14 protein-coding genes are annotated in these 15,078 nt (G+C 40.6%); 5 read left to right on the top strand and 9 right to left on the bottom strand.

Translation table 11 applies throughout. From position 1 onward, the window contains the following. From ispC to rimO, 6 genes are all read right to left on the bottom strand, one after another. Entirely contained in the window at nt 1–1,197 is a 1,197-nt protein-coding gene (gene ispC, locus MST17_RS07400) for a 1-deoxy-D-xylulose-5-phosphate reductoisomerase (RefSeq protein WP_180027017.1), read from the bottom strand. Beyond that, nucleotides 1,198–2,022 (bottom strand): CDP-archaeol synthase, encoded by an 825-nt coding sequence (locus MST17_RS07395; RefSeq protein ID WP_078193533.1) that lies wholly within the window; start codon nt 2,020–2,022, stop codon nt 1,198–1,200. It lies immediately after the preceding gene. Next, nucleotides 2,023–2,778: a polyprenyl diphosphate synthase gene (gene uppS / locus MST17_RS07390; RefSeq protein WP_078188723.1), complete on the bottom strand. Its 756-nt coding sequence runs from the start codon at nt 2,776–2,778 to the stop codon at nt 2,023–2,025. A 6-nt stretch (nt 2,779–2,784) separates the two neighbouring features. Next, entirely contained in the window at nt 2,785–3,339 is a 555-nt protein-coding gene (gene frr, locus MST17_RS07385; RefSeq protein WP_078188724.1) for a ribosome recycling factor, read from the bottom strand. Between the two features lie 79 nt (nt 3,340–3,418). Next, on the bottom strand, nt 3,419–4,147 hold the full coding sequence (pyrH, locus tag MST17_RS07380; RefSeq protein ID WP_078193535.1) for a UMP kinase: 729 nt from the start codon (nt 4,145–4,147) through the stop codon (nt 3,419–3,421). A 45-nt stretch (nt 4,148–4,192) separates the two neighbouring features. Continuing rightward, nucleotides 4,193–5,536, bottom strand: a complete 1,344-nt coding sequence (gene rimO, locus MST17_RS07375) for a 30S ribosomal protein S12 methylthiotransferase RimO (protein ID WP_111883759.1) — start codon at nt 5,534–5,536, stop codon at nt 4,193–4,195. Nucleotides 5,537–5,888: 352 nt separating this feature from the next. On the opposite strand from rimO, the gene glnL reads away from it, so the two are divergent. Both glnL and glnG read left to right on the top strand, forming a co-directional pair. Then, entirely contained in the window at nt 5,889–6,995 is a 1,107-nt protein-coding gene (gene glnL, locus MST17_RS07370; protein ID WP_078188727.1) for a nitrogen regulation protein NR(II), read from the top strand. Then, on the top strand, nt 6,985–8,460 hold the full coding sequence (glnG, locus tag MST17_RS07365; RefSeq protein ID WP_078188728.1) for a nitrogen regulation protein NR(I): 1,476 nt from the start codon (nt 6,985–6,987) through the stop codon (nt 8,458–8,460). Before glnL ends, glnG begins: the two co-directional genes overlap by 11 nt. Nucleotides 8,461–8,530: 70 nt before the next feature. Here glnG and MST17_RS07360 read toward each other — a convergent pair whose 3' ends face one another. The 3 genes from MST17_RS07360 to mnmG form a co-directional block, all read right to left on the bottom strand. Beyond that, entirely contained in the window at nt 8,531–8,857 is a 327-nt protein-coding gene (locus MST17_RS07360; protein WP_078193710.1) for a hypothetical protein, read from the bottom strand. Nucleotides 8,858–8,971: 114 nt separating this feature from the next. After that, nucleotides 8,972–10,177 (bottom strand): 3-(3-hydroxy-phenyl)propionate transporter MhpT, encoded by a 1,206-nt coding sequence (mhpT, locus tag MST17_RS07355; RefSeq protein ID WP_180027016.1) that lies wholly within the window; start codon nt 10,175–10,177, stop codon nt 8,972–8,974. A 342-nt stretch (nt 10,178–10,519) separates the two neighbouring features. Next, nucleotides 10,520–12,400 carry a tRNA uridine-5-carboxymethylaminomethyl(34) synthesis enzyme MnmG gene (mnmG, locus tag MST17_RS07350; RefSeq protein ID WP_180027015.1) on the bottom strand — a complete coding sequence of 627 codons (1,881 nt, stop codon included), beginning with the start codon at nt 12,398–12,400 and terminating at the stop codon, nt 10,520–10,522. Nucleotides 12,401–12,653: 253 nt separating this feature from the next. Between mnmG and MST17_RS07345 the strand changes: the two genes are divergently transcribed. The 3 genes from MST17_RS07345 to MST17_RS07335 all read left to right on the top strand — a co-directional run bounded on the left by MST17_RS07345 (nt 12,654) and on the right by MST17_RS07335 (nt 14,993). Further along, a complete protein-coding gene (locus MST17_RS07345; RefSeq protein ID WP_180027014.1) occupies nt 12,654–13,004 on the top strand; it encodes a hypothetical protein in 351 nt (116 codons plus the stop codon). A 147-nt stretch (nt 13,005–13,151) separates the two neighbouring features. Continuing rightward, complete coding sequence (locus MST17_RS07340; RefSeq protein ID WP_180003878.1) at nt 13,152–14,030, top strand: bile acid:sodium symporter family protein; 879 nt, start codon at nt 13,152–13,154, stop codon at nt 14,028–14,030. 75 nt (nt 14,031–14,105) lie between these two features. Beyond that, nucleotides 14,106–14,993, top strand: a complete 888-nt coding sequence (locus tag MST17_RS07335; RefSeq protein WP_180003877.1) for a bile acid:sodium symporter family protein — start codon at nt 14,106–14,108, stop codon at nt 14,991–14,993. The last annotated feature ends 85 nt before the right edge of the window (nt 14,994–15,078 follow it).

Genomic DNA, 15,078 nt, shown 5'->3' with positions numbered 1-15,078 from the left:
TTAACTTCCTGAATTCAATACTGCTTTTTCAGCAACCATACGTGCCGATTTATCTGCATGCAAAATAACATCAATATTATTTGCAGCTGAGTTTTCAACTTGCCCCAACACATGTTCCACAATTTGAGGGATTTGAGTAAAGCCAATTTTCTCATGCAAAAATGCTGCCACGGCGATTTCATTGGCTGCATTTAAAATCGTAGGAGCTAAGCCTCCAGCCTTCATGGCTTGACGTGCTAATTTTAGCGCTGGGAATCGCTGTATATCAGGCTGTTCAAAATTTAACTGAGAATGAATAAATAAATCTAATGGAGGCACATGTGTTTGAATACGCTTCGGCCATGCTAATGCATGAGCAATAGGCGTACACATATCAGGATTACCCATTTGCGCCAAAGTTGAACCATCTACATATTGAACCATTGAATGAATGATACTCTGTGGATGGACAACAACTGTTACAAATTGTTCTTCAACTGCAAAAAGATGACAGGCTTCGATCAATTCCAAGCCTTTATTCATCAGCGTTGCAGAATCAACAGAAATTTTTTGCCCCATCGACCAGTTTGGATGCTTACAGGCTTGAGCAGGCGTTACACTTTGTAATTGTTCTAAACTATGATGTAAAAATGGACCACCAGATGCGGTGAGTAAAATCTGTTTGACACCCAATTTTGGCTGACCATGACGCTCACCTTGTAGATAAGTTTCAGGCAAGCACTGGAAGATTGCATTATGTTCAGAATCGACCGGCAGTAACAAAGCATTATTTTCACGTGCGGTCTGAATCATGATGTCACCCGACATCACCAGCGCTTCTTTATTTGCAAGTAAGACACGTTTACCCGCTTTCGCAGCAGCCAATGTCGGTAGCAACCCTGCTGCACCCACAATAGCGGCCATGACCACATTAACTTGTGGATGTTCTGCTACTGCGATTAATCCGGCTTCATCATGCAAGATTTCAATATCAGTTAATTTTTCAGCTACGAGTAATTGGCGCAGTTCATCCACTTTATTGAATGGAACAACTGCGATTTTCGGTCGATATTGTTTGCATATTTCGACAAGTTCTACAATTCGGCTATGTGCAGTGACTGCAAAAACTGAATACTCTTCGGGGTGCTGTTGCAGAATCTTTAAAGTACTTTGACCAATGGATCCTGTTACACCCAATATACAAACAGATTGTGACATCTATAAATCTACGCCAATTAATTTTAAAACATACATACCTGCTGCAAAGATAGGTGCTGCAGCAAGCAACGAGTCGATACGGTCCAGCACACCACCATGTCCGGGAAGAATACGACCAGAATCTTTGATCCCTGCACGACGCTTGATCATCGATTCAAATAAATCACCAAGTACTGAACTAAATACTGTTATTACTGAAAGTATTAAAAATAAAATATGTTCAGCGATGCTTAAATCAAGATAAATAATTTCAACAACAATAACAATTAGCATTGCAGTGAATAGACCGCCATATAAACCTTCGATCGATTTATTTGGGCTCACATCTGGTGCAAGTTTTTTCTTACCAAATTTACGTCCCACGAAGTATGCACCACTGTCTGCACCCCATACCAACAGGAACAGATACATGAGCCACCACGGTGAGTTCATCCACACAGAAAAAATAGCAGTTACCGCAGCAGGAACTAAGACTAAACCAATACCACTCAGACTCGGGTTATACCAGTTATCGTAATCAGGATAAGACTTCACCCAATAGACACTTAAGATCCAAGTAAAGATCGAAGCCGCCCAAAGCAGTAATGCAACATCTGTAAAATGCAATGCTAGTGCTGAAAGAATAGCAGTGACTAGACCATAGCCCCAAGCGAAAGGTTTAATCACATTTTGTGTATTCCGCGGCATGAGTTTGAACCACTCATAACCCGCGACAGCTGATGCAATAATCATCAGCACAAGCATTGGGTATTTAGACTCGGTTGCAAACATGCAACTCAGTACAACTGAAACCAGTACCAATGCGGTTATTATCCGCTCTAACATTTATTTATTCTCAAACTGCTCTTGTTGAATCTGCTCTGAGGTCTTACCAAAACGACGTTCACGACCACCAAATACTGCTAGTGCGTCGTCAAATTCTTCAATGGTAAATTCAGGCCATAATGTCTGGGTAAAATAAAGTTCTGCATACGCAGCTTGCCAAAGCAAGAAGTTCGAGAGACGGAAATCACCACCTGTACGAATTAACAAATCTACCGGAGGTAGATCACTTAAACTGACATATTGACCAAAGACTTCAGCATCCACTGCTTCAAGATCTATTTTGTTAGTTAAAACATCTGCTGCGATTTGTTTTGCAGCCTGTGCCATATCCCACATACCACCGTAACTAATTGCAATAGTTAAAGTCATGCTGTCGAAATTAGCAGTCCTTTGTTCGGCTTGCAACATTAAGTCACGTAAGTTAGGAGATAAACGAGAACGATCACCAATAAAACGTAGGGAAATGTTAAATTTTTCCATGCGTGGCAACTGCTCATGAATGGTTTCTTCGAGAAGAGCCATTAACAAATCAACCTCAAACTGAGGACGATTCCAATTTTCACTCGAAAAAGCAAAAACGGTCAGTGCTTGGATATTTCTTTTACGACAATGTTCAACGATGGGATCTAGGATGTCCTTTCCAGAACGATGCCCTTCACCTTTTTGCATTTGATTCTTTTTGGCAAAACGATTGTTGCCATCCATAATGATGGCAACATGTTTTGGAAGACGGGAAGTTTCTTCAGATGAGGTCATTAAAACTTAGACCTTCATCAATTCAGCTTCTTTTGCAGCCAGACGTTTTTCAACTTCAGCAACGAATTTGTCTGTGATTTTTTGAATGTCATCACCCGCACGACGCTCATCATCTTCAGAAATTTCTTTTTCTTTCAACAATGCTTTGATATCACCTAAAACATCACGACGGATGTTACGGATCGCAACTTTTGCATTTTCAGCTTCGTTACGTGCAACTTTCTGCATGTCTTTACGTGTTTCTTCTGTTAATGCAGCCATTGGAACACGGATCGCATCAGCAGTAATCGGGTTTAAGCCCAAGTCAGATTCACGGATTGCTTTATCAATTGCAGCAACCATTGAACGTTCAAAAGGCTGAACAAGTAAAGTACGAGAGTCTTCTACACCCACGTTAGCTACTTGGTTTAATGGCACATCAGAGCCATAGTAAGGAACCATAACACCGTTTAAAATTGATGGGTGCGCGCGGCCTGTACGAACTTTGGCAAAACCATGCTCTAGAGAATCTAGAGATTTGTTCATACGGTCTTCTGCGTCTTTTTTAAGATCGTTAATCATGTGATCTTCCTTACTTAATTCGAAAAGATGTAAATTCTAAAATAGCTTGTAGTATAAAGAGCTTTAGGGCCCACGTACATTAGTTCGTAACGTGAGTACCCTCTTTTTCACCCATTACCACTGAAAGTAATGAACCTGATTTGTTCATATCAAATACTTGAAGTGGAACGTTGTGGTCACGGCACAAGCAAATCGCTGTTAAATCCATCACACCCAGTTTTTCATCTAAAACTTGGTCAAATGTTAATGCATCGTATTTCACTGCATCTTCATATTTGCTTGGATCTTTGTTGTATACGCCATCAACCTTAGTCGCTTTAAGGATAAGATTGGCTTCAATCTCAATACCGCGTAAGCATGCTGCTGTATCTGTCGTAAAGAATGGGTTACCCGTACCTGCAACAAATACACAAACTTCGCCACGAGTTAAATGACGAATTGCATCACGGCTAGAGTATGATTCAACTACTGCACCAATGGGTAAAGCTGACATTAGACGAGTTTTGATATTACGACGTACCAAAGCATCACGAAGTGCCAAACCGTTCATTACAGTGGCCAACATACCCATTTGGTCACCTGTTACACGGCCAACCAAACCATCTTTTTGTAATTGGCTGCCACGGTAAAGGTTACCACCGCCGACAACGATACCCACTTGAACACCCAAACCAACAAGGTGCGCAATTGCAAGTGACATTTGATCGAGCACTTGTGCATCGATACCCATCTCTTTATTGCCCGCTAAAGCTTCACCTGAAAGCTTAAGCAGGATGCGACCAAAACGTGGTTTTTTAGAATCAAGCATCATCAACTCCGAATTATTTAATTTCAATTATTTTTAATGAATCGTTTAAGCAGACTTAACCGAGATCAGTTTTGCAAATAAGTCATATTCATCTGCATCTGTGATTTCTACTTCAAGTAAATCACCTGCTTTAATCACTGACTTATCGATATCTTCAACAAAAACATTACCGTCAATTTCAGGTGCATCTGCATAAGAACGCGCAACAGCAACTGGGAACTCTTCTTCAAGATCATCCACAAGTACTGTCATTTTCTGACCGATACGACTTTGCAATTTCGCAGCAGAGATTTCTTGCTGAACTTGCATGAAACGCTCATAACGCTCTTGTTTGATTTCTTCAGGCACATGATCTGGCAAATCATTTGCAGTCGCACCTTCAACTGGTGAGTAAGTAAAACAACCCACACGATCAAGCTGCGCTTCTTTTAACCAATCAAGCAACATTTGGAAGTCTTCTTCAGTTTCACCCGGGAAGCCCACAACAAATGTAGAACGAATCACAAGATCAGGACATTTCTCACGCCAAACTTTTAAACGCTCCAGTGTATTTTCACTGTGCGCAGGACGCTTCATGAGTTTTAGAATCTTAGGACTTGCGTGTTGGAATGGAATATCCAAATACGGCAAAATTTTGCCTTGTGCCATTAAGTCAATCACAGCGTCTACATGTGGATATGGATATACATAGTGCAGACGCACCCAGATACCCAATTGACCCAATGCTTCACACATGTCATAGAATTTGGTTTTAACGGGCTGACCGTTCCAGAAGTCCAATTTGTATTTGGTGTCTACGCCATAAGCCGATGTATCTTGAGAAATCACAAGGACTTCTTTTACACCTGCTTTTTTCAGCGCTTGAGCTTCAGTCAATACTGAACCTACTGGACGAGAAACCAAATCACCACGCATGCTCGGAATAATGCAGAATGTGCAACGATGGTTACAACCTTCTGAAATCTTCAAATAAGCATAATGTTTTGGTGTTAATCGAATACCTTGTTCAGGTACTAGATCAATAAACGGATTGTGTTTCGGTGGCTCAGGCACGTATTCGTGCACAGCTTCCATCACTTCTTGATATGCCGCAGCACCTGTCACTTTTAAGACATTTGGGTGCATTTGGCGAATTTTGTCTTCGTCTTTACCTAAACAACCAGTCACAATTACGCGACCGTTTGAACTCATCGCTTCGCCAATGGCATCTAGCGACTCTTGTACTGCAGATTCAATAAAACCACAGGTATTTACAACTACTAAATCGGCACCATCATAATCTGATGCTACATCATAACCTTCAGTCTTTAACTGAGTTAAAATTCGTTCGGAATCTACCAATGCCTTAGGACAACCTAAAGAAACAAAACCGACTTTGGGGGATTTCATGAATCTGCGCTCCACTATAATCCGCGTATTGTATGTCTTTTCAAAACATAAAAACAGGTGAAAAGGCCACTCTTTATATCACGCACCAAAATAATGCTATAAATTCATCCATATAATTTCATTTGCACCATTTTAATGCATTTTTGATTTACAGCCTGTTTTTAATCGGCTATACACTTTATTTAAAGTCTTAAATAAGCGCATTTATTCAAATAAGCATCAAAACTTAGCGTATTTCTCAAATAGTTGGCTTATATCTTGCATAACTTGCATCAATTCGAACCTTATTAGATTGAACGATTTGCTTTATGAAGATGCCATTGCGCCATTTTAAGACAGGAACCTCTCGCTAATGGATCAGACTATGACGATTGATTACCGGCTTTTAGTGGATAATTTAACCACTGCCATTTTATTGGTCGATAGCAACCTGAATATTTTTTATTTAAATTCATCTTGTGAAGCGCTTTTTGACATCAGCTTACTTCGTGCATCAGGTCAGCCTGTATTAAATTTACTCCATATGCCCGATGATGAGTTCAATACGCATGATGCATTAATGAATACATTAACTTCTGGCCAGCACTATACGCGCCGAGAAGCAACGATTAATGTCAACTTTAAAGACATTCATGTCGATTACACCGTGTCACAACTCAACTCTGGTAAACCCTACCATCCTTTGCTATTGATTGAGCTGAATCAAATCGACCGGATGTTGAAAATCTCTAAAGAAGAAAACCTGATTCAACAACATCAAGTTGCACGACAACTGATTCGTGGTGTTGCCCATGAAATTAAAAATCCACTCGGTGGTATCCGTGGGGCGACACAGCTTTTAGCACGTAGCTTAAATGATCCGAAGTACAGCGAATTCACCGACATTATTATTAGTGAAGTGGATCGATTAAGAAATCTTGCTGACACCATGCTTGGTTCAAGACAATTACCGAGTTACGAACCAGTCAATGTACATGAACCACTTGAACGTGTTCGTTCACTGATCGTCAACCAAACTAAAAAGAAAATTAAAATCACCCGTGATTACGACCTTTCTTTACCAGATGTACTGGCAGATCGTGATCAATTAATTCAGGTCATGCTGAATATCAGTGTTAATGCTGTTCAGGCGATGACTGAAAATAAAGAGTTCTTTGTTGAGCATCAACCAGAACTAACCTTGCGCACACGTATTCAACGCTTAGTCACCATCAATGGTGTATTAAAACGTTCTGCGGTACGCATTGACATTGAGGACAATGGACCGGGTGTCCCACAAGAAATATTAGAATCCGTATTTTATCCTTTAGTGACAGGACGAGCGAAAGGCACAGGTCTCGGCCTTAGCATTGCACAAAATATTATGCATCAACATAACGGAATGATTGAATGCCAATCAGTTCCTGGAAAAACAGTATTTAGCCTATATTTACCTTGGGAGTCAGATCATGTCGCGTAATAAGATTTGGGTCATCGATGATGATCGCGCCATGCGTTGGGTGCTGGAAAAAACATTCAAAGAAGAAGGTTTTGATGTTACCAGTTTTGAAGAAGCACAATCCGCTTTAGATCAGTTAAGTGTCGATGCGCCAGATGTTATTTTGACAGACATCCGTATGCCGGGTATTGATGGACTGACCTTTTTAGGTAAAGTCAAAGGCAACTACCCTGACTTACCTGTGATCATTATGACTGCACATTCAGATTTAGAATCTGCTGTGTCGAGCTATCAAACGGGTGCATTTGAATATCTACCAAAACCTTTTGATATTGATGAAGCCTTAGCGCTTGTAAACCGTGCAATTTTACATATCGCCAAATTACAACAACAAGAATCTGCTAAAACCGTTCAACCGATTCAATCTACAGAGATTATTGGTGAATCTCCTGCTATGCAGGAAGTCTTCCGTGCCATTGGTCGTCTTTCTCAATCACACATTACTGTATTAATTAATGGTGAATCAGGCACAGGGAAAGAATTGGTTGCGCATGCGCTGCATAAGCATTCACCACGTGGCAACAAGCCTTTTATTGCGCTCAATATGGCAGCAATTCCAAAAGATTTGATCGAAACTGAATTATTTGGTCATGAAAAAGGCGCATTCACCGGTGCTAACACACAGCGTCAAGGGCGTTTCGAACAAGCCAATGGCGGGACTCTTTTCCTTGATGAAATTGGCGACATGCCATTTGAAACTCAAACACGTTTACTGCGTGTTTTAGCGGATGGCGAATTCTACCGTGTCGGTGGTCACATCCCAGTCAAGGTGGATGTCCGTATCGTTGCTGCAACGCACCAAGACTTAGAAAAGTTAGTACATGAAGGTCGCTTCCGTGAAGACTTGTACCACCGTCTAAACGTGATTCGTATTCATATTCCAAAACTTGCACATCGTAGTGAAGATATTCCGATGCTTGCACAGCATTTCCTTGCAAGTGCAGGTAAAGAACTTGGGGTAAGTCCGAAGATTCTGCGTCCTGAAACGCAAGAATACATGCAAAAACTGCCATGGCAAGGTAATGTGCGTCAGCTTGAAAATACCTGTCGTTGGTTAACGGTTATGATCACAGGCCGTGAAGTTTATCCAGAAGATTTACCGTCTGAATTAAAACAGATTCCAATTCAAGGCACAGATGGCAATCCTGCTACTCAAGGGATTGATCGTATTGGTGTGCATCACTGGGATGAGTTACTTGGTCAATGGGCCGTACAAAAACTTAAAAATGGTGAGATGAAAATTCTCGACATTGCCACACCAATGTTTGAACGCACCCTCATCAATGCTGCACTACAGCAAACACGTGGGCGTAAGCGCCATGCAGCAGAACTTTTAGGTTGGGGTCGTAATACCTTAACCCGTAAACTTAAAGAACTCGGTATGGACAGTGCCGAAGATGATGTCGAAGAAGAATTAGAAAGTTAATTTTCTGATTTTCATTAAAAAAGCCAGTCACTTAACTGGCTTTTTTATTTTGAGATTTTTTAGCAATATTTTATGCCGTAAAGCCGACATAACGTGAATAACCTTCCACCCCTAAATCAGACTTATATATCAGAAACTCAGGGAAACTTGAGGCGGTAATTTCAGTAAACATATGATATTGATCATCATTGGCATGCAAGTCATCGACTGTATGCTGCATAGTTTGCTCAAATTCATCGGTAATAAACTCAAAACCAATATCCATTGCAATAAACAGCACATGCTCACATGGCTGTACATACTGCTCTTCTGACCAATCAATCACTTGCTGCTGACAATGTGGACACTGAATGTTATCTGAAGGAGAAATATCAAGTTCGATCAATTGATAAGACATAGAAGTAAATTTATTCATGAATATTAGATTTATTCTAACAAAACTTAGTTTCAGCTAAAGATATTTATTCAATAAAAAAGGAGCCGTAGCTCCTTTAAATATGACTGATTTCGATTATTTCTTGAGGGATGATTTATAGGCAGATAATGCAGCCACCGCGATAGCCGACAAAGCAATACCCGGCGCACTTGCAATTAAAATACCTGTCGTTCCTAGACCTAGCGCCAAAATCTTGCCTGTAAGTAATGGACCTGTCATTGCACCCAAACGTCCCCATGAAATTGCACTTCCCACACCTGTCACTTTCCCAGCTGGTGTATAGAAAATTGGAGAGATCCCATACAAAATCGATTGACCACCTGTAGAGAAAATTCCGCCCATGATGCCTGCAGCAATGAGTACAGGAATGGAATTTGTTGTAAACAGCACAAACAATGCCACAAACAAACCTGAATAGATAATCACTGCCATTTGCCATAATTTTAGGCGATCCAGCAAGTAGCCTAAACCCAGCGTACCAATCACTGCGCCCACTTGGAACATCAACATGATCATAAAAGCTTGTTGCTTTTCCAACCCTTGTTCCATAAGCAAGTTAGGCAACCAACTGATCAGAATATAGTTCACCATTAAGGTAAAGAAGAAACTCAGCCAGAGCGGCAATGTATACTTATAACGCTGTTCAGCAAAAAGGATTTGCCCCATCGCTGGAACCGTTTCCTTGGTTTCTGCCTGAACTTTTTCTGTACGCTTATCTTTTAAGATAATCGCCATGAATGGAATCAAGATTAAAGGCGTTAAACCACCAATTAAAAATAGTGTATGCCATGAGATATCTTTAAAGACAATACCCAAGCCAGCAACAAAGATTGCACCTACGGGTAAGCCACAGTACATCAAACTATTTAAGCGCCCACGGTTAGCATCCGTCGCTTCATCACCCACCACCGAGATCATCGTTGGCATCGCAGCACCCAAACCTAAACCTGTAAAGAATCGTGCGATATATAAAATTTCAATGCTTGGTGCAACTGCCGTGATAGACATAAATACACCGAAGATAAAAATCGACAACATCAGGACTTTCTTCTGTCCCAAATAGTCAGCGACACGCCCCCCAAAGAACGCGCCAAATAACATACCAAACACACCTAAGCTAAACACATAGCCCATTTGTACCTGATCTAAGGAAAATGTCGCTGCGATTCCCTTTGCTGCGATACCGGGTGCTTGTAGGTCAAAACCTTCAAAAAATGCCACCCAGAAACACAAAAATACCGTTAGAAATTTTTGCATTTTTCCCGATTGTTGATTTGCCATAATCGAACTCCATTCATGTAGCGTAAACCCACTTGTACGCCATGCCCTGAAGTTTCGGCTTTATTGGGTAGAATAAATACCACTACAAAGGTCGGAATTCACACGACCAAAAGCCCACCATTAAGACTTAAAACTTTGTATATCAATAGTTTTAGATCTTATTTTTTGCATTTATAATTCATTATCAATCACTTAAGTTTATGAAAGATTTTAATAATCAAACCATAGCTAAAACTAATGATGATCAAAATATTCATTTAATCCGATCAAATACCAATAGCCAATAATTTATTGGCAATAAAAAACCCGCAACTGAGCGGGTTTTTTATTTAACTCAAAATCTTATGCAGATTTTTTCGCTTGGTTATTCTTACGAATCGTAATCATCACCAATTGAACAGCTGCAGGTGTTACACCTGGAATACGACTTGCTTGTGCCAATGTTTCAGGCAATACATTCTTCAGCTTCATGGTGATTTCACGTGAAAGACCAGAAACGACATCATAATCAAAATCAGCAGGAATACGTGTATCTTCCAAACGCTTCATTTGCGCAACGTCTTCTTGCTGACGGTTAATATAACCCGCATATTTCACTGCAATTTCAATTTGCTCACCCACAAATGCTGAAACTTCTGAACCCGTCAATTCAGCAATTTGCGCAAAGTTGATATTTGGACGTTTTAACAAATCAATTGCATTGGTTTCTTTAGACAGGTCATCACCAGTCATTTCAACGAATTTTTTGCCTAGTGGATTGTTTGGCGCTGCCCAAAGGTGTTGTAAACGTCCTTTTTCAGTTTCAACTGCTTCCATTTTTTGGCAGAACGAATCCCAACGCGCATCATCCACCAGACCCATTTCACGGCCAATCGCAGTTAAACGCTGATCCGCATTGTCTTCACGCAACATCAAACGGTATTCCGCACGCGAAGTAAACATACGGTACGGTTCTTTAGTACCCAAAGTAATCAAGTCATCAACCAATACACCCATGTACGCTTCATCACGTTTTGGTGTCCATTGCTCTTGATCCCATGCACGACGTGCTGCGTTTAAGCCTGCAAGCAAACCTTGTGCACCCGCTTCTTCATAACCTGTTGTACCGTTAATTTGACCCGCAAAATACAGGTTATTAATCGATTTGGTTTCTAAAGAGAATTTCAATGATTGTGGGTTGAAATAATCATACTCAATTGCATAACCCGGACGCAAAATGTGCGCATTTTCCATACCACGAATCGAGCGTACCAATTCAAACTGAACGTCGAATGGTAAAGAAGTTGAAATACCATTTGGATAAAGCTCATGTGTGTCCAAACCTTCAGGTTCCAAGAACACTTGATGCGAATCTTTATCGGCAAATTTATGAATTTTATCTTCGATTGATGGGCAGTAACGTGGACCCACACCTTCAATCACACCGGTATACATTGGTGAACGGTCTAAGCCACCACGAATGATATCGTGAGTTTTCTCGTTGGTATGTGTGATATAGCAATTGATTTGCTCAGGATGCATCGACGCATCACCCATGAACGACATAGTCGGAGATGGGAAATCACCCGGCTGTGGCGTCATTACAGAGAAATCAACTGATCGTGCATCGATACGTGGCGGTGTACCTGTTTTTAAACGACCTACAGGTAAGTTCAATTCACGAAGGCGCGCAGCCAATGAAATTGAAGGAGGATCGCCCGCACGACCGCCTGAAGCATTATTTAGACCTACGTGGATCACACCACCCAAGAATGTCCCTGTAGTTAATACAACAGTTTTCGCATCAAAGCGAATACCCATTTGGGTGACTACACCTTTAACGGTATCGCCTTCAACAATAAGGTCATCAGCGGCTTGTTGGAAAATATCCAAATTCGCCTGGTTTTCTAAAGTATGACGAATCGCAGCTTTAAAACGTACACGGTCAGCTTGGGCACGAGTCGCTCGTACTGCTGCACCTTTACGTGAGTTTAAAATACGGAATTGAATACCACCTTTGTCGGCAGCCAATGCCATTGCACCGCCAAGCGCATCAATTTCACGGACTAAATGTGATTTACCAATACCACCAATGGCTGGGTTACAGCTCATCTGCCCTAAAGTCTCAATATTATGAGTTAAGAGTAAAGTCTGTCGACCCATACGTGCCGCAGCAAGAGCTGCCTCAGTACCCGCGTGACCGCCGCCGATAACAATGACATCGTAAACTTTAGGATAATGCATAGTGGTAAAGGAGATTAAAAAAGGATGACGGAAGATTATAGCAAAAATTCACCGATAAGTTGACTGATTAACTCGATTTTATTGTTATTGGCTACTGTTTTATGCCTATATATTTCTTTATGAACATACATACTTTGCATATTCCACATAAAAATACACATTTCTCAAGCAAATGTTACTCGAAGATTGTTGTTTTATTCTGATGATTTTTTATTCTGTTATAGATCCCATGAGAATCATAAGGACTATAAGCATGAATAAGAATATTTTGCTATCCACGGTTTTATGCGGTTTATGTTTATCACCACTTGCTGCCTCAGCCAATGATAAAGTTGAGAAAGTGTATGATACACAGCGATATCAACAAGTCTGTAAAGGTAAAAGCCAAGGCGCTCAAGTTTCATTTGCCTATCGCGGTATTATCTGGAATGGTACTTGCGAACCACAATTTTTTAGTTCTTCCAAAAATGCAAATCTTCATGGCGAAGAAGCCGAATTATTAAGCACATGTAGTGCAGATGCAAAAGCCACTACTGCAACGATTAATGGACAAGAAATTAAAGGAAAATGTGCTTTAGGGTTCACTCCTCCTCGTCCTAAATAAACAGTTGTCGATAAAAATATCGACCAATTAACAGATCAAAAATAAAGCGGGTAAAACATCAGTTTTTACTCGCTTTTATTTATTGCTTATTTATCAAACTGAGATAAACTCAAAAACACTATAAGGATAAAAATATCAGGAAATTCCATGGATTCGGGATTATTTGCATTTTTTCTACCCATTGCTTTAGCCATTATGATGATGGGTTTGGGACTTGAACTTTCAGTCAAAGACTTTTTACGCGTTGGACGCTATCCAAAAGTTATTTTCATCGCTTTATTTACTCAGCTTATTCTACTGACCAGCATTGCGTTTTTCCTGTGTAAGTTGCTTGAGTTACCCCCTTTACTCGCGGTCGGGCTCATGTTGCTTGCGGCTTCACCCGGTGGCCCCACAGCAAACCTTTATAGCTACCTATATAAAGGTGATGTTGCATTAAATATTAGCTTAACGGCCATTAACTCAGTTGTTTCGTGCTTTACATTGCCTTTTATTGTCAACCTTTCCATTTTGCATTTTGTTGGTGAAAGTACCAGTATTGGCATGCCTATCGATAAGATCACCCATGTATTTCTGATTATTTTGATACCGGTATGTTTCGGTATGTTTATTCGTAACTCCTTTCCGACCATTGCATATCACATCAACAAACCGATGCGAATGTTATCTATTTTTTTATTAATTCTTATCTTTACACTCGCAGTTTTGCGCGAACAATCCAACATTATTACGTATTTTGCCAGCGTCGGCATTGCAACCTGTTTACTCTGTTTCAGTGGACTATTTTTGGGTTACTTAATTCCATTCCTCTCGGGTGTGCCTGAAAAACAGGCTCGTGCGTGTACCTTTGAGATTGGTATTCATAACACCAGTATCGCCCTAACCATCGCACTGAGTGTGCTTGAAAACACCACAGTGGCGATACCTGCCGGTGTTTATTCTATTTTTATGTATTTATTGGCGACCTTATTTGGTTTTATTTTGACGCGCCGTGGCAGTCACTTGATTCAACAAGTGAAAACCTAAACTATTTTTTCTAACGCAATCACCATAAGGACTTTGGTGAAAAACCATTAAATATGCTCAAGGAGAATAAATAAGATGGATTCTGGAATTATTACGGTTCTTTTGCCATTAGCACTGGCCTTTATTATGATCGGGCTTGGGTTAGAACTTACCCCCAAAGATTTCGCACGTGTCACCAAGCACCCTAAAGCCGTGTTGATCGCATTATTTTGCCAGCTCGTGTTGCTTGTTGGTATCGCCTTTCTACTATGTAAACTGCTAGCATTACCACCACTGCTTGCTGTCGGATTGATGCTACTCGCAGCCTCACCCGGTGGTAGCACAGCTAACTTATTTAGCTATCTATTTAAAGGTGACTTGGCTTTAAATATTACCCTGACCGCCATCAACTCAGTCATTGCAGCATTAACCCTTCCATTGATCGTGAATTTTTCGATCATGCACTTCATGCAAGAAGGGCAACAAATCAGTCTGCAGTTTGGAAAAATCCTCCAAGTTTTCGGCATCATTATCATCCCCGTCTGTATAGGCATGCTGCTTCGTCACTATGCACCTAAACTGACTGAGAAACTGCATAAACCACTCCGCATCTTTGCTGTGGTCTTTCTCATCTTAATTATTATCGGTGCTATTTACTCTGAACGACATAATATTGCGGCTTATCTAACCCAAGTTGGCTTAGCTACGGTTCTATTCTGTATTTTCAGCTTATGTATCGGTTATTTTGTTCCAAGACTGTTCGGCATCAATAGTGCTCAGGCACGTGCTTGTGCATTTGAAATCGGTATTCATAACAGTACGTTAGCCATGACCATCGCCTTAACGGTGATGGCAAGCTCTGCTGTAGCAATGCCTGCGGCGGTATATTCAATCTTTATGTACATCTTTGCCGCTGTATTTGGCTTCCTAATTACGCGTTTTGCACCAATCTCGACAACTACAACCGAAACAATTAAAAGTTAAGTCATTGAAAAATTAAAAGGATGCTACGTGCATCCTTTTATTTTTTGTCAATTTTGATAATCGCTAGCTGCAAGTTGCCGAGTTC

This window comes from Acinetobacter sp. YH16056_T, assembly GCF_024605895.1.
Classification (GTDB): Bacteria; Pseudomonadota; Gammaproteobacteria; order Pseudomonadales; family Moraxellaceae; genus Acinetobacter; species Acinetobacter amyesii.
Note: the sequence above shows the minus strand (reverse complement) of the source record. Positions and strands in the feature narration are given on the sequence as shown.

What these genes read in the sequence shown, in the direction of transcription:
- ispC (WP_180027017.1), bottom strand. Translation starts at nt 1,197, where the DNA reads ATGTCACAATCTGTTTGTATATTGGGTGTAACAGGATCCATTGGTCAA.
- MST17_RS07395 (WP_078193533.1), bottom strand. Translation starts at nt 2,022, where the DNA reads ATGTTAGAGCGGATAATAACCGCATTGGTACTGGTTTCAGTTGTACTG.
- uppS (WP_078188723.1), bottom strand. Translation starts at nt 2,778, where the DNA reads ATGACCTCATCTGAAGAAACTTCCCGTCTTCCAAAACATGTTGCCATC.
- frr (WP_078188724.1), bottom strand. Translation starts at nt 3,339, where the DNA reads ATGATTAACGATCTTAAAAAAGACGCAGAAGACCGTATGAACAAATCT.
- pyrH (WP_078193535.1), bottom strand. Translation starts at nt 4,147, where the DNA reads ATGCTTGATTCTAAAAAACCACGTTTTGGTCGCATCCTGCTTAAGCTT.
- rimO (WP_111883759.1), bottom strand. Translation starts at nt 5,536, where the DNA reads ATGAAATCCCCCAAAGTCGGTTTTGTTTCTTTAGGTTGTCCTAAGGCA.
- glnL (WP_078188727.1), top strand. Translation starts at nt 5,889, where the DNA reads ATGGATCAGACTATGACGATTGATTACCGGCTTTTAGTGGATAATTTA.
- glnG (WP_078188728.1), top strand. Translation starts at nt 6,985, where the DNA reads ATGTCGCGTAATAAGATTTGGGTCATCGATGATGATCGCGCCATGCGT.
- MST17_RS07360 (WP_078193710.1), bottom strand. Translation starts at nt 8,857, where the DNA reads ATGTCTTATCAATTGATCGAACTTGATATTTCTCCTTCAGATAACATT.
- mhpT (WP_180027016.1), bottom strand. Translation starts at nt 10,177, where the DNA reads ATGGCAAATCAACAATCGGGAAAAATGCAAAAATTTCTAACGGTATTT.
- mnmG (WP_180027015.1), bottom strand. Translation starts at nt 12,400, where the DNA reads ATGCATTATCCTAAAGTTTACGATGTCATTGTTATCGGCGGCGGTCAC.
- MST17_RS07345 (WP_180027014.1), top strand. Translation starts at nt 12,654, where the DNA reads ATGAATAAGAATATTTTGCTATCCACGGTTTTATGCGGTTTATGTTTA.
- MST17_RS07340 (WP_180003878.1), top strand. Translation starts at nt 13,152, where the DNA reads ATGGATTCGGGATTATTTGCATTTTTTCTACCCATTGCTTTAGCCATT.
- MST17_RS07335 (WP_180003877.1), top strand. Translation starts at nt 14,106, where the DNA reads ATGGATTCTGGAATTATTACGGTTCTTTTGCCATTAGCACTGGCCTTT.